The organism is Streptomyces sp. NPDC051211 (assembly GCF_040689505.1).
Taxonomy (GTDB): domain Bacteria; phylum Actinomycetota; class Actinomycetes; order Streptomycetales; family Streptomycetaceae; genus Streptomyces.
In genome coordinates this window covers 455,036-471,786 of record NZ_JBFBAV010000001.1, presented here as the reverse complement: position 1 = coordinate 471,786, position 16,751 = coordinate 455,036, and the positions used below count along the sequence as shown (strand labels likewise).

Annotated in this window: 18 protein-coding genes, 1 tRNA gene and 2 pseudogenes; 11 read left to right on the top strand and 10 right to left on the bottom strand. The window is 69.6% G+C overall.

Translation table 11 applies throughout. The features are described 5' to 3' along the window. Positions 1-86: 86 nt before the first annotated feature. A complete protein-coding gene (locus AB0447_RS02280) occupies positions 87-923 on the top strand; it encodes a histidine kinase (protein WP_366474512.1) in 837 nt (278 codons plus the stop codon). Continuing rightward, positions 920-1,345: pseudogene (locus AB0447_RS02275) on the top strand (response regulator transcription factor); the annotation flags it as partial. The gene AB0447_RS02280 and the pseudogene AB0447_RS02275, both read left to right, overlap by 4 nt. On the opposite strand, the gene AB0447_RS02270 reads toward AB0447_RS02275, so the two are convergent. Continuing rightward, positions 1,279-1,485 (bottom strand): hypothetical protein, encoded by a 207-nt coding sequence (locus AB0447_RS02270; protein WP_366474673.1) that lies wholly within the window; start codon positions 1,483-1,485, stop codon positions 1,279-1,281. The pseudogene AB0447_RS02275 and the gene AB0447_RS02270 overlap by 67 nt on opposite strands. Between AB0447_RS02270 and AB0447_RS02265 the strand changes: the two genes are divergently transcribed. From AB0447_RS02265 to AB0447_RS02240, 6 genes are all read left to right on the top strand, one after another. Next, the gene (locus tag AB0447_RS02265; RefSeq protein ID WP_366474672.1) at positions 1,409-1,744 is read left to right on the top strand and encodes a response regulator transcription factor; all 336 of its coding nucleotides are present in this window, start codon (positions 1,409-1,411) and stop codon (positions 1,742-1,744) included. The two genes, AB0447_RS02270 and AB0447_RS02265, sit on opposite strands and share 77 nt — an antisense overlap. Positions 1,745-2,079: 335 nt before the next feature. Beyond that, positions 2,080-2,169 (top strand): K(+)-transporting ATPase subunit F, encoded by a 90-nt coding sequence (kdpF, locus tag AB0447_RS02260; RefSeq protein ID WP_366474511.1) that lies wholly within the window; start codon positions 2,080-2,082, stop codon positions 2,167-2,169. Between the two features lie 6 nt (positions 2,170-2,175). Further along, entirely contained in the window at positions 2,176-3,855 is a 1,680-nt protein-coding gene (gene kdpA / locus AB0447_RS02255) for a potassium-transporting ATPase subunit KdpA (protein ID WP_366474510.1), read from the top strand. Next, on the top strand, positions 3,852-5,951 hold the full coding sequence (gene kdpB, locus AB0447_RS02250; RefSeq protein WP_366474509.1) for a potassium-transporting ATPase subunit KdpB: 2,100 nt from the start codon (positions 3,852-3,854) through the stop codon (positions 5,949-5,951). The genes kdpA and kdpB overlap by 4 nt, the downstream gene beginning before the upstream one ends. A 23-nt stretch (positions 5,952-5,974) precedes the next feature. Further along, positions 5,975-6,649, top strand: a complete 675-nt coding sequence (locus AB0447_RS02245; RefSeq protein WP_366474508.1) for a potassium-transporting ATPase subunit C — start codon at positions 5,975-5,977, stop codon at positions 6,647-6,649. Beyond that, complete coding sequence (locus AB0447_RS02240) at positions 6,646-7,332, top strand: response regulator transcription factor (RefSeq protein ID WP_366474506.1); 687 nt, start codon at positions 6,646-6,648, stop codon at positions 7,330-7,332. The genes AB0447_RS02245 and AB0447_RS02240 overlap by 4 nt, the downstream gene beginning before the upstream one ends. 34 nt (positions 7,333-7,366) lie before the next feature. On the opposite strand, the gene AB0447_RS02235 is transcribed toward AB0447_RS02240, so the two are convergent. From AB0447_RS02235 to AB0447_RS02215, 5 genes are all read right to left on the bottom strand, one after another. Beyond that, a complete protein-coding gene (locus AB0447_RS02235) occupies positions 7,367-7,639 on the bottom strand; it encodes a hypothetical protein (protein ID WP_366474505.1) in 273 nt (90 codons plus the stop codon). A 55-nt stretch (positions 7,640-7,694) separates the two neighbouring features. Continuing rightward, positions 7,695-7,940: a hypothetical protein gene (locus AB0447_RS02230; RefSeq protein WP_366474671.1), complete on the bottom strand. Its 246-nt coding sequence runs from the start codon at positions 7,938-7,940 to the stop codon at positions 7,695-7,697. A 59-nt stretch (positions 7,941-7,999) separates the two neighbouring features. Continuing rightward, the gene (locus AB0447_RS02225) at positions 8,000-8,170 is read right to left on the bottom strand and encodes a hypothetical protein (RefSeq protein WP_366474504.1); all 171 of its coding nucleotides are present in this window, start codon (positions 8,168-8,170) and stop codon (positions 8,000-8,002) included. A gap of 5 nt (positions 8,171-8,175) precedes the next feature. Further along, positions 8,176-8,751 (bottom strand): DUF5994 family protein, encoded by a 576-nt coding sequence (locus AB0447_RS02220; RefSeq protein WP_366474503.1) that lies wholly within the window; start codon positions 8,749-8,751, stop codon positions 8,176-8,178. 335 nt (positions 8,752-9,086) lie between these two features. Then, positions 9,087-9,800 carry a hypothetical protein gene (locus AB0447_RS02215; RefSeq protein ID WP_366474502.1) on the bottom strand — a complete coding sequence of 238 codons (714 nt, stop codon included), beginning with the start codon at positions 9,798-9,800 and terminating at the stop codon, positions 9,087-9,089. A 334-nt stretch (positions 9,801-10,134) separates the two neighbouring features. Here AB0447_RS02215 and AB0447_RS02210 point away from each other — a divergent pair. After that, positions 10,135-10,435, top strand: a pseudogene (locus AB0447_RS02210) (site-specific integrase); the annotation flags it as partial. An 86-nt stretch (positions 10,436-10,521) separates the two neighbouring features. On the opposite strand, the gene AB0447_RS02205 reads toward AB0447_RS02210, so the two are convergent. Both AB0447_RS02205 and AB0447_RS02200 read right to left on the bottom strand, forming a co-directional pair. Then, positions 10,522-10,595: transfer RNA gene (locus AB0447_RS02205), tRNA-Pro, on the bottom strand. 137 nt (positions 10,596-10,732) lie between these two features. Next, complete coding sequence (locus AB0447_RS02200; protein WP_366474501.1) at positions 10,733-11,674, bottom strand: metallophosphoesterase; 942 nt, start codon at positions 11,672-11,674, stop codon at positions 10,733-10,735. A gap of 76 nt (positions 11,675-11,750) precedes the next feature. On the opposite strand from AB0447_RS02200, the gene AB0447_RS02195 reads away from it, so the two are divergent. Further along, a complete protein-coding gene (locus tag AB0447_RS02195) occupies positions 11,751-12,212 on the top strand; it encodes a GatB/YqeY domain-containing protein (protein WP_366474500.1) in 462 nt (153 codons plus the stop codon). Between the two features lie 165 nt (positions 12,213-12,377). Here the strand turns inward: AB0447_RS02195 and AB0447_RS02190 are convergent, their stop codons facing one another. Further along, complete coding sequence (locus AB0447_RS02190; protein WP_366474499.1) at positions 12,378-14,696, bottom strand: transglycosylase domain-containing protein; 2,319 nt, start codon at positions 14,694-14,696, stop codon at positions 12,378-12,380. Positions 14,697-15,081: 385 nt separating this feature from the next. Here AB0447_RS02190 and AB0447_RS02185 point away from each other — a divergent pair, with 385 nt between their 5' ends. Further along, positions 15,082-15,432 (top strand): WhiB family transcriptional regulator, encoded by a 351-nt coding sequence (locus AB0447_RS02185; protein ID WP_214934658.1) that lies wholly within the window; start codon positions 15,082-15,084, stop codon positions 15,430-15,432. Positions 15,433-15,457: 25 nt separating this feature from the next. Here AB0447_RS02185 and AB0447_RS02180 read toward each other — a convergent pair whose 3' ends face one another. Further along, a complete protein-coding gene (locus AB0447_RS02180; protein WP_366474498.1) occupies positions 15,458-16,732 on the bottom strand; it encodes an ArsA family ATPase in 1,275 nt (424 codons plus the stop codon). Positions 16,733-16,751: the final 19 nt, after the last annotated feature.

The window sequence follows — 16,751 nt, the reverse complement described above, 5'->3', positions numbered from 1 at the left end:
TCATCCTGGGGATGTACGGACTCAACCGACGGATTGATGCCCATGAGGAGGATGCGGATCTTGGTGCGGGCTGGGAGGCTGACAGGGTGTGGAATTCAGGGGTCGGCTGGCTGACCGTCGCGGTGGTGACCACGGGTGCCGTCGCGGCCTGGCTCGGCATGGCGCTGGCCACGGCACGGCGGCGGCACCGGGCCGCCATCGGGGAACGCGGCTGGCTGCTGGAGCGCGAGCGGGAGAGCGCCGCGCGCACCGCGGTCGACGCCGAACGGGCCCGGATCGCGGCCGAACTCCACGACATCGTCAGCCACAACGTGAGCCTGATGGTGGTCCAGGCCGGCGCCGCACGGGAAGTCCTCGCCACCCTGCCGGACGAGGCGGCGGCCGCGATGAGTGCCGTCGAGACGGCCGGCCGTCACACCATGACCGAACTGCGCCACCTCCTGGGCCTGCTCGCCCCCGCCCAGGACGGCAAGGACGAACCGTACGGCGCGGGCGGAGCGGACCTCTCCCCGCAACCCAGCCTGAGCCGGCTCAGCCCGCTGATCGACCGGATCTGCTTCGCCGGCCTGCCCGTCGAGGTCCGGATATCGGGGGAGCCGCGCCCGCTGCCGCCCGGGATAGACGTCACCGCGTACCGGATCATCCAGGAGGCCTTGACCAACGCCCTCAAACACGGAGACGGAGCGAAAGCCGAAGTGACCGTCCGCTACGCCGACCACTACCTCCGCGTCGAAATACTGAACGACGGCCCCAGCGTCCTCACGGGCACGGCCCGCCCGGCCCCCGCCCGTGCCGACGGCGCCGGACACGGACTGGTCGGGCTCCGCGAGCGGGTCTCCGTCTACGGCGGCGAGCTCGACGCCCGCCGCCGCCTCGGCGGCGGCTACCGCGTCCGCGCCCGGCTCCCCCTGGACCGCCCATGACCCCCGCCGAAGGCGCCGCCACCGCGCCCACCGCCACCGCGCCCACCGCCACCGCGCCCACCGCCACCGAGCCCACCGCCACCGAGCCCGCGCCGCGGGTCGTGATCGCAGACGATCAGGAACTGGTCCGCACCGGATTCCGCATGATCCTCAACGCCCGCGGCATCGACGTGGTGGCCGAGGCGGCGGACGGCGCCGAAGCCGTGACGGCAGCCCGCAGCCTGCGGCCCGACGTGGTCCTGCTGGACATTCGCATGCCCGGGATGGACGGCCTGGAGGCCGCCCGCCGGATCCTCGCCCAGGACCCCGCCTGCCGGGTGATCATGCTGACCACCTTCGACCTCGACCAGTACGTCTACGCCGCCCTCGCCGCAGGTGCCAGCGGGTTCCTCCTCAAGGACGTCACCTCCGACCACCTGGCCGCCGCCATCCGCCTGGTCAACACGGGAGACGCCCTCCTCGCCCCGTCCATCACCCGCCGCCTGGTGGAGCGGTTCGCCGCCGCTCCCGGAACCGGATCGGCACCCGGACCGGCCGCTCCCGCCGCTGCGAGGCTGCGCACCAGCGCATCCCGCCGGGTCCACCGGGACCTGGCCGGCCTCACACCCCGCGAGCTCGAAGTCCTCACGCTGATGGGCCGGGGCCTGTCCAACACCGAGCTGGCGCAGAAGCTGACCCTCAGCGAAGCCACGGTGAAGACGCACGTGGCCCGCATCTTCGCCAAGCTCGGCCTGCGCGATCGCGCCCAAGCAGTGGTCCTGGCCTACGAGACGGGCCTGGTCTCCCCGGGGGACGCGGACGCAGCCGGCGCGACCGGCTGAGCGCCCGACCGGCCGACCGGGGCCGACCGCCCGCGAGGCCTGTGGGCGATGCGAGCCCGTGGCCGAATCCCGCCCGGTCACGGGCCGGGCACGGCGGCGTAAGAAACACGGTGGCGTAAGAGACACGACGGCGTAAGAGAGTCGTCAAGGACGAGGCAGGCGCCGTATGGGCCCCGTCAAGGGCGCCCTTACGGGCCTCAACGGGATGTTTTCTCTACTTGTCCTGTCCCGTCTCAACCCCTTCGGGAGCTCACGATGGCCGACCTGGCCTTCGTCGCCACCACGATCGCGGTCTTCGCGCTGGTGGCACTCGTCGCCAAGGGGGTGACCAAGCTGTGACTGCCGAGAACATCGTCGGCCTGCTGGTCGCCATCTCCCTGCTGGGCTATCTCGTCCTCGCCCTTGTGTACCCGGAGAGGTTCTGAGCTCCGATGAGTCCTGTTCTTGCAGGCGTGCTCCAGCTCCTCGCACTCATAGCGGTGCTGGCACTCGTCTACCGACCCCTGGGCGACCACATGGCCCGGGTCTACTCCTCGGAGAAGCACTACGCACCGGAGCGGTGGATCTACAAGGCCATCGGCGCGAATCCGAATGCGGAGATGCGCTGGCCCGCCTACCTGCGCGGCGTCCTGGCCTTCTCCGGCGTGAGCGTCCTCTTCCTCTACGTCCTCCAGCGCGTGCAGGGCAGCCTGCCGGGTTCGCTCGGCTTCGCGTCGATCGACCCCGACCAGGCGTTCAACACGGCCGCGTCGTTCGTGGCGAACACCAACTGGCAGTCGTACGCCGGCGAGCAGGCCATGGGCCACGTCGTGCAGACCGGCGGCCTCGCGGTGCAGAACTTCGTCTCGGCGGCGGTCGGCATGGCCGTCGCGGTGGCTCTCGTACGCGGCTTCGCCCGCTCCCGCACCGGTGAGCTGGGCAACTTCTGGGCCGACCTGGTGCGAGGCACCGTACGGATCCTGCTGCCCATCGCGGTGATCGGCGCGATCGTCCTGGTCGCCTGCGGCGCCATCCAGAACTTCGCCGGCATCCACGAGGTCGGCCAGTTCATGAACCGGCACGCCACGGCCGGCACCCAGCAGTGGAACGGCGGCGCGGTCGCCTCGCAGGAGGCCATCAAGGAGCTGGGCACCAACGGCGGCGGATACTTCAACGCCAACTCGGCCCACCCCTTCGAGAACCCGACCCCGCTGTCGAACCTCTTCGAGATCTTCCTGATCCTGGTCATCCCGTTCGCCCTGACGCGGACCTTCGGGAAGATGGTCGGAAGCGTGAAGCAGGGCTACGCGATCCTGGCGACGATGGCCGTGATCTGGCTCGGGTTCACCGCTCTGATGATGTGGACGGAGTTCGCGCACCACGGTCCGGCGTTCGACATCGCCGGGGGTGCGATGGAGGGCAAGGAGACCCGCTTCGGCATCGGCGGCTCCTCGATCTTCGCGGTGGCCACGACCCTGACGTCCACGGGCGCGGTGAACTCCTTCCACTCCTCGTACACGGGCTTCGGCGGCGGCATCGCGATGCTGGGCATGCAGCTCGGCGAGATCGCACCCGGCGGTGTCGGCTCCGGCCTCTACGGCATGCTGGTAATGGCGGTCATCGCCGTGTTCATCGCCGGCCTGATGGTCGGCCGCACCCCCGAGTACCTGGGCAAGAAGCTCGGCACCCGCGAGATCAAGTTCGCGGCCTGCTACATCCTCATCACCCCGGCGCTGGTGCTCTGCTTCACCGCCGCCGCGATGGCGCTGGACACCCCGGCGAACTCGATGACGAACTCCGGCGCGCACGGCTTCTCCGAGATCCTCTACGCCTACACCTCGGGCGCCAACAACAACGGCTCCGCGTTCGCGGGTCTCAACGCCGACACCCAGTGGTTCAACTCGACCATCGGCATCGCGATGCTGCTGGGCCGCTTCCTGCCCATGGTGTTCGTCCTCGCGCTGGCCGGCTCCCTTGCCGAGCAGAAGCCCGTCCCCGAAACCGCAGGCACCCTGCGTACCGACAAGCCCCTCTACGCCGGGCTGCTCGTCGGAACCATCGTCATCATCACCGGTCTGACCTACTTCCCCGCCCTCGCGCTGGGACCGCTCGCTGAAGGGCTCGCCTCATGAGCACCGTCACTCCCACCCGTGCTCCACACGGAGACGTGCCAACCGGTCACAAGCCGGCCCCCGGCCGGGTCGGCGGCGGCTTGTTCGACCCGAAGCAGCTGCTGAAGTCCTTCCCGGACGCGGTCCGCAAGCTCGACCCCCGCGTGATGGCCAAGTCGCCCGTCATGTTCGTGGTCTTGATCGGCTCGGTGGTCACCACCGTCTTGGCGGTCAAGGACCCGGGCGACTGGTTCGGCTGGGCGATCACCGCCTGGCTGTGGCTGACCACGATCTTCGCCAACCTGGCGGAGGCGGTGGCCGAGGGCCGCGGCAAGGCGCAGGCCGACACCCTGCGCAAGGCCAAGAGCGACACCGTCGCCCGCCGCCTGGTGGGCGACGAAGAGGAACACGTCCCCGGCACCGATCTGAGGATCGGTGACCTGGTGGTCTGCGAGGCGGGCGACATCATCCCCGGCGACGGTGACGTCGTCGAGGGCGTCGCCTCGGTCGACGAGTCCGCGATCACCGGCGAGTCCGCCCCCGTCATCCGCGAGTCGGGTGGTGACCGGTCCGCGGTGACGGGCGGCACGAAGGTCCTCTCGGACCGGATCGTCATCAAGATCACCACCAAGCCCGGTGAGACCTTCATCGACCGCATGATCAACCTGGTCGAGGGCGCCGCCCGGCAGAAGACCCCCAACGAGATCGCCCTCAACATCCTCCTGGCGTCCCTCACGATCGTCTTCCTGCTTGCCGTCGTCACCCTCCAGCCGTTCGCGATCTACGCGGGCGCCGAGCAGTCGATGATCGTCCTGACCGCGCTGCTGGTCTGCCTGATCCCCACCACCATCGGCGCCCTGCTCTCCGCCATCGGCATCGCCGGCATGGACCGCCTGGTCCAGCGCAACGTCCTGGCCATGTCCGGCCGCGCGGTGGAAGCGGCGGGCGACGTCTCCACCCTCCTGCTGGACAAGACCGGCACCATCACCCTCGGCAACCGCCAGGCCTCCGAGTTCGTGCCCGTCAAGGGCACCACGGCGGCCGAACTCGCCGACGCCGCCCAGCTGTCCTCCCTCGCGGACGAGACCCCCGAGGGCCGTTCCGTCGTCGTCCTGGCGAAGGAGAAGTACGGCCTGCGCGAGCGCCACCAGGGCGAACTCGCCGGCGCCGAGTGGATCGCCTTCACCGCCCAGACCCGCATGTCCGGCGTCGACGTCGACGGACGCAAGATCCGCAAGGGGGCCGCGGGCTCCGTCATCACCTGGGTCACCGAACAGGGCGGCCAGGTCTCCGTGGACGCCGACACCCTCGCCAACACCATCTCCGAGGCCGGCGGCACCCCGCTCCTCGTCGCCGTCGAGGACGAGGAGGGCGCCCGCGTCCTCGGTGTCATCCACCTCAAGGACGTCGTCAAGGAGGGCATGCGCGAACGGTTCGACGAGCTGCGCCGCATGGGCATCAAGACCGTCATGATCACGGGTGACAACCCGCTGACCGCCAGGGCCATCGCCGAAGAAGCCGGCGTGGACGACTTCCTCGCCGAGGCCACCCCCGAGGACAAGATGGCCCTCATCAAGCGGGAGCAGGCCGGCGGCAGGCTCGTCGCCATGACGGGCGACGGTACGAACGACGCCCCGGCCCTCGCCCAGGCCGACGTCGGCGTGGCGATGAACACCGGCACCTCGGCCGCCAAGGAGGCCGGGAACATGGTGGACCTGGACTCCAACCCCACCAAACTCATCGAAATCGTCGAGATCGGCAAGCAGCTCCTCATCACCCGGGGCGCGCTCACGACCTTCTCCATCGCCAACGACGTCGCGAAGTACTTCGCGATCATCCCCGCCATGTTCGCGGTGGTCTACCCGGGCCTGGACAAGCTCAACATCATGAGCCTGCACTCCCCGGAGTCGGCGATCCTCTCCGCGGTCGTCTTCAACGCCCTGATCATCATCGCCCTGGTGCCGCTCGCCCTCAAGGGCGTCCGGTACAAGCCGACCAGCGCCGACACGATGCTCCGCCGCAACCTCGGCCTCTACGGCCTCGGCGGCCTGATCGCCCCGTTCATCGGCATCAAGCTCATCGACCTGCTCATCTCCCTCATCCCCGGGCTCGCCTGAACTAGGAACGTGCTGAGACGACCATGAACAACACTGTCAGCAACACTGCACGGCTGATCGGTGCCGGTCTCCGGGCCCTGCTGGTCCTCACCGTGATCTGCGGCGTCCTCTACCCGCTCGCCGTCACCGGCATCGCGCAGGGCCTCTTCAACGACAAGGCCAACGGCTCCGAAATAAAGGACGCGGGCGGCAAGGTCGTCGGCTCCTCCCTCATCGGCCAGACCTACAACCTGCCCGCGCAGAACCCGAACGACCCCGACGAGGCCGCCGAGCCGGACCTGAAGTGGTTCCAGCCGCGCCCCTCCAACGGCCTGGGCTCCAACAGCGTCAACACCCAGTACTCCCTCATACTCTCCGGCGCCACCAACCGGGCCGGTGACAACGAGGACCTCGTCAAGTGGGTCACCGACGCCAAGGCCGCCGTCGTCGCCGACAACTCCACCCCCACCTACCGGGTCAACCCCCAGGACGTGCCCGCCGACGCCGTCACCTCCTCCGGCTCCGGCCTCGACCCGCACATCTCGCCCCAGTACGCGAAGATCCAGATCCACCGCGTCGCCGAACGGAACGACCTCGACGTCAAGCAGGTCGAGAAACTCGTCGCCGACCACACCACCGGCCGCACCTTCGGCTTCATCGGCGAACCCCGCGTCAACGTCCTCGAACTCAACACCGCACTCAAGGCGCTCGTACGATGACCCGCGTGCTGGTGGTGGACGACGAGCCGCAGCTGGTACGCGCCCTGGAGATCAACCTGAAGGCGCGCCACCACGAGGTGGACTCCGCGCCGGACGGCACCAGGGCCCTGCTGGCCGCGGCAGCCCGCCGCCCGGACGTCGTCCTGCTGGACCTCGGTCTGCCGGACATGGACGGGATCGAGGTCATCAGGCGGCTGCGCGGCTGGTCGCGCGTACCGATCCTGGTGGTCTCCGCCCGGCACAGCAGCGATGAGAAGGTCGAGGCGCTCGACGCGGGCGCCGACGACTACATCACCAAGCCGTTCAGCATGGACGAACTCCTCGCCCGGCTGCGGGCCTGCTCCCGGCGGACCTGGGCGGCCAAGGGGACGGCGAGCGAGGAAGTGGTGGTGGAGACCGAGGAGTTCACCATCGACCTGCTCGCGAAGAAGGCCGAGCGGCGGGGGCAGGAGATCCGGCTGACCCCGACCGAATGGCATCTGCTGGAGGTACTGATCCGCAACCGCGGCCGGCTCGTCACCCAGCGGGGCCTGCTCCAGGAGGTGTGGGGCGCCGGCTACAGCTCCCAAACCAACTACCTGCGGGTCTACATGGCCCAGTTGCGCCGCAAGCTGGAGCCGGATCCCTCGCACCCGCGCTATCTGGTCACCACCCCGGGCATGGGCTACCGCTTCGACACGTAGGCACCACCCGCGGAGACGGTGCAGCCGAGCCGGTTCAGGTGCGCTCCTCCTCCTCGGCCTCCATGCGCCGGATCCCTTCGTGCGTGAGGGTGACCATCGCGGGAGTGTTGCCCGGCTCCCAGTCGACGGAGATCAGGCCTTCGCCCGCCAGGTACGTGCAGGCGGCGGCCAGATCCTGCTCCGGTATGCGGAGGTCGTTGCGCAGCTTGGCCCCGGTGATCCCGAGGAGGCGGTTGCCCTCGACGGCCTCGTACAGGAGCCGCAGGACCTGCTCGCGGTAGGTCTTGCGCTCGCGCAGTGTCGCCATGACCGCGTCCTCTCGTGCGGGGTGCGGGGTGCGGAGCGCCGGGCCCTGGTGGCCGTCAGACTTCGTCGGCGTGGGCGCCCGTACCGGCGGGCGGTCTGCTGGCGGCCAGCCAGGAGCGTTCGGGTCCGGCCGCGGATTCCGTGTCCACCGTGAGGTGGAGCCTGGTGCCGGTTCCTCCCGGGGCGGGGTAGCTGCGCTGCTCGGTGCAGGCGAAGAAGCGGCGCAGGACCTCGGCGACCGCACGGGCGGCCTCGGGGGAGGCCGCGACGATCCGGACCTCGGCGTGTCCGACCGACGGCAACGTCCGGGTCTCGGTGGCCTCGGTGGCCTCCGTGGCCTCGGTGCTGGTCTTGGTGGGGTTCACGAGGTGTGTCCCTGCTTCCGGTGGCCTCGCCGGCCGACACCCGGCAGGACGTCTGTGTAGTGGTGGGCCGCGATCCGCGCGTCGTGCTGGGCATTGAGCAGATGGATTAGGCGCATGCCCACGCCGATCATGGCGAGGACCACCGCGATGAGGATGATGGTCTCCACGCTTCTCACCTCCAGGTGTTTCCGGGCACGGGCAGGGCCCGCCGCCCGATCAGGTGCCCGAAGGGAGACATGCAGGCCCCGCCTTCGGTCTCCCAGGTGTCCTCCCGGCTCCGGGCATTCCGGATGTCGCGGCCGATCACGGCTTCGTTGGCCAGCAGGGTGCCGGCGGTCAGGACGCTTCCCGGGACGGCGGCTGCGGCCATCAGCCGGGCGGCTGCGGTCGGCTCGGTCTCGGGCGGGATCACCAGCAGGTCCCAGCGGCCGACGGTGCCGGAGAGCAGGATCAGCTTGTCGGGGTGCTGTTCGGTGAACCAGCCCACGTGCACGGTGTGCCCGGCGACGCGAACCGTGTGCGGGATGACGGGCCAGCGGGTGGGATTCACGGTGACCCGTGTGATGCGTCCCCAGGCTTCGTCGAGTGCGGCCGCGAGCGGCGGAAGTTCGGTGCCGAGGTCGCGGGAGTAGGGCCACCAGGCGCCGTCCAGTTGGCCGGCGAGCGTGGTCTTGGGGGTGAGGGACAGTCGTGCCGAAAACTCTCGGGCGAGGTCGCGGGGGGCTGTGCGGTCGAGGATCGTGCTCATGGCGCGGACCTGCCCCCGGGCTGCTCGTCGGCAGCCCGGAATTCGTGATCCCCGGAAACGACACCCGCGTGGAAGCCGGTGTACGAAGTGCTTCCGGTGCTTTCACTGTACTCCTGGCCAGAGTCCGGACGCCCTGTCCGACCAGGCATTTTCCGGTGGAAGGCGGCCAGGGCAGCGGCAGGGCCGCGGCGATCTTCACGCAAATCGGCCGCCCTCGGGCTTCTCCCAATGCACCGCCTCTGACCTGCGGTCGAGCGGTCAGCGGTTGTCACCCTCGGCCAGGATCGGCCACCGTCCCACGACCCACGGACGGCCCGGCGGCGCGGACATGCCCACTAGTCGACGCAGGTGAGAGAGACGTCGGCCCGGTTCGACTTGGCGTCCTCGCCGACGATCGTGATCTGCGCCCAGCCGCTGAACTTGTCCGGGGCCTTCTTCAGGGCGACGCCGTCCCAGGACATCTTGGGAACGTTCTGGGTGCCGGCCGCGGTGAAGGTGAGGGTCGCCGCACCCGAGACGAGGCCGTCGCTCCGGGTCCAGCGGTACTTGACGGTGCCGGGACCCGAGGTGCTGATCGTGCCGGCGAAGCCCGGAACGACCCCGTCCGGGAAGATGATGCACCCGATGTCGCCCTGCTTGCCGAGGTACTGGGCGGTTACGGAGGTGACGTCCGCCGTCTTGGCCTGCGGATCGGCCTGCCCGGCGGGTTCCTCCGGCACCTTGCTGCACGTGACGGGCGGCGTGTTCCTGTTGCGCTCCTTGACGGTGTAGGTGCCGTAGGTCACGTTCTCGTCGACGTACTTCCCGTTGGACGCGACCCTGACGTTCTGGCTCGAGGTGCCCCCGGAGATCGTCAGGCGGGCTCCCTTGTCGAAGCCGGAGAGCTTGAGGTCGTACGTGGGCTTCTTGTCCGGGCCGGGTTCGCCCTTGACCAGGGCGCAGGTGCCGGCGGGGGCGGCGGCGGCCTGCGGTGCGGCGAAGGCCGGGGCGAGGACGCACGCTGCCGCGGCGAGAGGCGCGAGGAGCGCGAGGCGGTGGTGCCGGGCCATGGTGTCTTCCTCCGGTGCCTGTCGGAACGGGCCTCGGCGGCCCTGCGGCACCGGAGTGGAGACGGAGTGCCGAACCGGCCGGCCGGGCGGGCTCCCCTCTCGACCGTACAACGGGGGCCGGACGCCCGCAGTCCCGGCCGCGGCCGGGACGGCCTAGCCTGGTGCTCTTCACGCCAGATACGCATGCAAGTTGGCGAGTTACGCAGGACGCCAACCACAGCGCCAAAGGTCCTGCCGTCACTGTGCTCGAATCGGAATTCATGTGAGCCGGTCACTGCGTCGATCTCTGCCCGTTGAGGTGTCAGGTTGTCCGCCTCAACACCGTGACCGCCGCATATCGCCGTGGAGGTCGGTCCGGAGCGGCGGGGACACGAAGACCCGGAGGTCGAGGCGCACGCTGGCGCTGCCCGGTCGGGCCATCGACGCGTTGAAGAACCAGTGGGAGCGGCAGGGTTGGCAGCGGGTGGCGGCCGGCGAGGCCTGGCAGGAGAGCGGGCTCGTCTTCATTCTCCCGGCTGGTCGGGCACTCCAGCACCGCCGTGACGGAGGAGGTCTACCGGAAGCAGATCCGGCCGGTGATCCAGATGGGGGCTACGGCCATGGACGGCATTTTCGGGGCCGCTCCGAACCCCTAGACCCGTAGTCACTCAGTTGGACGTGCAGACGGAAACAGGTGAGGCACCTACTAGTTCTAGTAGGTGCCTCACCTGGTCTTACTCTGTCGGGGTGGCGGGATTTGAACCCACGACCTCTTCGTCCCGAACGAAGCGCGCTGCCAAGCTGCGCTACACCCCGATCGCCGCTCTTGCAGCGCTTGCTGCCTGGCGACATCGATTACTCTAGCGGACCCTCGGCCGGAGACGAAATCCGGTTTTCGCGGAGGTCGCGGCGGCGGCGATCGGCCGTGGTCAGGGCAGCCGGGTCGGTGTCGCTCACTGATCCTGCGGGGTCAGCGTCAGGAGCGTCGCCTCCGGAGGGCAGGCGAATCGGACCGGGGTGTACCGGTTGGTGCCGCAGCCCGCCGAGACGTGCAGGTACGAGCGCTGCCCGCCGGTCTCGTGCGTGGACAGCCCCTTCACCCGCCCGGTGTCCAGGTCGCAGTTGGTGACCAGGGCGCCGTAGAAGGGGATGCACAGCTGCCCGCCGTGCGTGTGGCCGGCGAGGATCAGCGGGTAGCCGTCCGCCGTGAACGACTCCAGGGTGCGCAGGTACGGGGCGTGCACCACGGCCATGGAGAAGTCCGCGTCCGGCTCCGGGCCGCCCGCCACCTGCTCGTACCGGTCGCGCTTGATGTGCGGGTCGTCCAGGCCGGTGAAGGCCAGTTCGAGGTCCTGCAGCTTGAGCCGGGCCCGGGTGTTGGTGAGGTTCAGCCAGCCGGCCGCGTCGAAGGCGTCCCGGATTTCCTCCCACCGGTTGTGGACGGCGCCGACCACCGGCTTGTTGCCGTTCAGCCCGTGCCGGCCCTGCGCCTTCTCCAGCAGGTAGAGGGCGGGATTGCGCAGCCGCGGGCCGTAGTAGTCGTTCGAGCCGAAGACGTACACGCCGGGGAAGGACATCAGCGGGCCGAGCGCGTCCAGCAGCTCCGGGATGCCCTCGGTGTCGGACAGGTTGTCGCCGGTGTTGACGACGAAGTCCGGGCGCAGCCCCGCCAGGGAATGCAGCCAGGCGCGTTTCTTGTGCTGGCCGCTCACCATGTGGATGTCCGAGACCTGCAGCACCCGCAGGGGGCGCATGCCGCGCGGAAGGACCGGCACGGTCACCCGCCGCAGGCGGAAGGACCTCGCCTCGAAGCCGGCGGCATAGGCCACCCCGGCTGCTCCGACCGCGGCGATGCCGGCGGTGACCTTCAGGGGTACTCCGTAACGCGCACGCATGGAGACATCGTCGCAGACGGCGGAGAAGCGTAAAACGAGTGGGCGGACCCCTGGGGCCACCTGGCAGACTCGCAGCATGACCACGCTCAAGGCCAAGCTGCAGGACGACCTCACCACCGCCATCAAGGCGCGCGACGAGCTGCGCTCGTCCACGCTCCGCCTCACCCTCGCCGCGATCACCAAGGAGGAGGTCGCCGGCAAGACCGCCCGCGAGCTCTCCGACGACGAGGTGCTCAAGGTGATCGCCAAGGAGGCGAAGAAGCGCCGCGAGGCCGCCGACGCCTTCGCCCAGGGTGGCCGGCCGGAGCAGTCCGAGCGGGAGATCGCCGAGGGCAAGGTCCTGGACGGCTACCTGCCGAAGCAGCTCACCGACGACGAGCTGCGGGCGATCGTGGCTCAGGCCGTCGAGGAGGCCAAGGCGGCGGGTGCCGAGGGGCCGCGCGCCATGGGTGCGGTCATGAAGATCGTGAACCCGAAGGTGGCCGGGCTGGCCGAGGGCGGGCGGGTCGCCGCCGTCGTCAAGCAGCTCCTCGCCTGAGCCGGAAGCAAGGCCGAAGCAAGGCCGAAGCAAGGCCTAAGTAGGGCCTAAGTAAGGCCTAAGCCGAAGCAGGGCCGAAGCAAGGCCGGAGGCAAGAGAGCCGAAGGAAGAAAGAGGGGCCCCGGCCGATGGCCGGGGCCCCTCTCCGCTCGGTTGTGGCGCCGGTCAGCGGCGGCCGCCGTTCCCGTTCCCGTTCGGGCCGCCGATGACGCCCGGATCCAGGGTGATCCCCGGGAACGGGTTGGTCGGGTCGTCGCCGCCGGTTCCGCCGGTGGCCCCGCCCGTGGCCCCGGTGGTCGTGTCGCCGGTCGCCCCGCCGGGCCGGCTGTCGCCGGGCTTGCCGTCACCCGGCTTGCCGGGCTTCACGGGCCGGTTCGGCCGGCCCCGCCCGCCCGGGTTCGGAACGGACGGCTCCGGGATGCTGATCGTGGCGAAGCCGGGTGCCTCGCGCCCGGCCAGTGCGCCCGAGACGGCGCCCTTCCAGATCGGGCCGGGCAGACCGCCGCCGAAGACCTTCGGGTAGTACTCGCCGCCGATGGTGATCTGCTCCATCGAGATCTTCTTCATGCCGCCGGAGCCGACCCAGACCGCACCGGACAGGTTCGGGGTGTAGCCGACGAACCAGGCGTTGTGCCGGGAGTCGGTGGTACCGGTCTTGCCCGCGTTGTCCCGGCCGCTCAGACCGGCCCGCTCACCGGTACCGGAGTCGACCACACCGAGCAGCAGGGTGTTGATGGTGTCCGCGGTCTGCTCGGACATCGCCCGCGAGCACTTGGACTTCGGCACCTGCAGCGCCTTGCCGTGCGAGTCGGTGATCGACTCGATGGCCACCGGGGTGCAGTACTCGCCGCGGTTGGCGAAGGTCGCGTACGCGTTCGCCATCGTCAGCGGCGACAGTTCGGCCGAGCCGAGCGCGATCGACGGGGCCTCGGGCAGCTTGGTGCCGGCGGCCGGGACCACGCCGAGCTTCTGCGTCATCTCCATGACCGGGCAGAGCCCGATCTCGCCGATCATCTGCACGAAGTACGTGTTGATCGACTTCTCCATGGCGGTCCTGAGCGCGTACGGACCGATCTCGTCCTCGGTCTCGTTCTCCGCCGTCGCGGGCCCACGCCGGTCCGGCGTGTTGACCCACTGGCTGCCGTCGCACTTCGGGATCGGGCTCGGGTAGTCGATCTTGTTCGGCGACGCGTACACCTTGGTCGGCGGCATGCCCTGTTCCAGCGCGGCGGCCGCGATGAACGGCTTGAACGTCGAACCGACCTGGAAGCCGAAGTTCGAGCCGCCCATCCGCTTGTCCACGGAGAAGTTGATCTGCGTCTCGTTCTTCCCGAAGCCGTACGGCTTGGACTGCCCCATGGCCAGCACCTTGCCGGTGCCCGGCTCCACCAGGGTCACGGCCGTCGCGATCGTGTCGTCCTGGTAGACGTGCTCCTTGATGGAGGCGTTCGTGGACTCCTGCGACTGCGGGTCCAGGGTGGTACGGATCGTCAGGCCGCCCTGGTTCCAGATCTTCGCCCGGTCCTCCCTGGTCTTGCCGAAGACCGGGTCGGACAGGAACGTGTTGCGCACGTAGTCGCAGAAGAAGCCCGCGCCCTTCACGGCGGTGATGCAGCCGTTCCGCGGCTTGGTCACCTTCAGCTGGACGGGCTTGGCCTTCGCCGCGTCCGCCTCCGCCTGCGAGATGTCCCTGACGTCGGCCATCCGCTGGAGGACGACGTTCCGGCGGTTGGTCGCCTCGGTGGAGTCGTTCACCGGGTCGTACCGGCTCGGCGACTGGACCAGGCCGGCCAGCAGCGCCGACTGCTCCAGGGTCAGGTCCTTGGCGGGCTTGCTGAAGTAGCGCTGCGCCGCGGACTCGATTCCGTACGCCTGCTGGCCGAAGTACGTGATGTTGAGGTAGTTCTCGAGGATCTTCTTCTTCCCGAGTTCCTCCTCGACCTGGATCGAGTACTTCAGCTCGCGGATCTTGCGGCCCAGGCTCTTCTCCTGGGCCTCGCGGACCTTGGTCGGGTCGTCGCCGGCCTCTTCGACGAACACGTTCTTCACGTACTGCTGCGTGAGGGTGGAAGCGCCCTGCGCGGCGCCGCCCTCCTGCGCGTTCCGGTTGACCGCGCGCAGGATGCCCTTGAGGTCGACCGCGCCGTGCTCGTAGAAACGCGAGTCCTCGATCGCGACGATCGCCTTCTGCATGTACGGAGAGATGGCGGTGAGCGGGACCACCTGCCGGTCGCGCGAATAGACGGAGGCGATCAAGCCACCCTCGGCGTCCAGGATCGTGGTGCGCTGACTCAGCGGCGGAGTCTTGAGATTGGCCGGGATCTCATCGAATCCCTCGACCGTGCCCTTCGCCGCGAGGCCCAGGGCGCCCGCGCCCGGGATCGCGATGCCGGCGAGTACAACTCCGGAGAGAACGGACACCCCGAGGAACTTGGCGGCCTGCTGACTCCCCGAGAGCCCTCCGCCCGAGCGCTTCTTTGCCATGGGGGCAGCCTACGTTCTCATTCGCCGGACACACACGAATGCCTTGGCCTAAGCTGCTCTCAACTGTCACAGCAGTGTGGCGCCGCATCAACCCCCCGGCTTGATTTTCACCCTTCCCGAATGGGGTGGACTCATGTCCGAATCTCGCGCCTCCCTCTGTTGGCCCTCCGCCGATTCCACCCGAATTGCCGGAATGGTCGGGCATGTCGCGCGATCACTCCGTCGGGTGATCTGCCGCTTACCCATAGTCCGTTCGGACCATTCAAGATTGGGCCCGTCGGGGGTGTTGCACTGTGCCCGCCTTCCGTAACGTCCTCAACTGGCAGCGGTGAATATGCCGCTGCCGCCGTGGGGGAGCCTCGATTCGGGAGAGGACGGCGCCGGCATGGGCTGGGTAACCGACTGGAGTGCGCAGGCAGCCTGCCGCACTACCGATCCGGATGAACTGTTCGTTCAAGGAGCGGCACAGAACAGGGCCAAGGCGGTGTGCACCGGATGCCCGGTGCGGACCGAATGCCTGGCCGACGCGCTCGACAACCGCGTCGAGTTCGGCGTGTGGGGCGGAATGACCGAGCGGGAACGGCGCGCACTGCTGCGCAGGCGTCCCACCGTCACCTCCTGGCGACGGCTGCTCGAAACCGCACGTACGGAGTACGAGCGCAGCACCGGCATCCTGACCGTGGATGTCGATGCGGAGGTAGACGTTCCGTACGAGACGTACGCCGCGGCCGGGTAGCCGCGCGTACGCCCGTCGACGGCGCCTACCGACCCCCGGCCTGCCCTGATCCGGCGGCCGAGAGTCGTTCACCGATGGCCCGCAGCCCGGCGAGGTCGTGCACATCGCCGGGCAGGGCGGCCACTTCGGCCACCGCCACCTCAGGGTGCAGCGAGGTGAAGCGGTCCCGCGTGCGCTGCTCGCGCGCGATCACCTGCATCCGCTCCGCATGCAGGCGCAACAGCCCCACGGTGATGTCGTCCACCGTGAGCTCGTCCACCGTGAGCTCGTCCACCGTGAGCTCGTCCGCGTCAGGGGGAGTGTCGGCGTCGGAGCCACGAAGTCCAGCTTTCCCGGACTCCTGATCGACAATGCCGCCGTCCTCAAGATTCTCTGCGGCCGCCAGGGCCCGCTCGGCGGACAGCTGATCGGCGCCACTGCCGTGCACCCGGTTCAGCACCAGCCCGGCCAGCGGCATCCGCTCCTCGGCCAGCCGCTCCACGAAGTACGCCGCCTCCCGCAGCGCGTCCGGCTCGGGCGCCGCGACCACCAGGAAGGCCGTGCCGGGAGCCTGCAGCAGCCGGTACGTCGCATCCGCCCGGGTCCGGAAGCCGCCGAACATCGTGTCCATCGCCGCCACGAAGGTCTGTACGTCCTTCAGCAGCGAGGCGCCCATCAGCTTGCTCAGCGTCCCGGTCATCAGCGACATGCCGACGTTGAGGAACTTCATCCCGGCCCGGCCGCCCACCTTCGCCGGCGCCATCAGCACCCGGATGAACTTCCCGTCCAGGAACGACCCCAGCCGCTTCGGCGCGTCCAGGAAGTCCAGCGCGGACCGGCTCGGCGGGGTGTCCACCACGATCAGGTCCCAGTCGTCCCGGGCCCGCAGCTGCCCCAGCTTCTCCATCGCCATGTACTCCTGCGTGCCCGCGAAACCGGCCGACAGGGACTGATAGAAGGGGTTCTCCAGGATCGCCCGGGCCCGCTCGCCGTCCGCGTGCGCCTCGACGATCTCGTCGAAGGTCCGCTTCATGTCGAGCATCATGGCGTGCAGTTCGCCGCCGCCGCCGCCGTCGTCGACGCCCGGCACCCGCCGCGGAGTGTTGTCCAGCGAGTCGATCCCCATCGACTGGGCCAGCCGGCGCGCCGGGTCGATGGTCAGCACCACCACCCGCCGGCCCCGCTCGGCCGCCCGCACGCCCAGCGCCGCCGCCGTGGTCGTCTTGCCGACCCCGCCCGCCCCGCAGCACACCACGATCCGCGTCTCCGGATCGTCCAGCAGCGCGTCCACCGCCAGCGCCGGCGGCGTTTCCATGCCCATCGTGCCCCTCGCGGCCCCG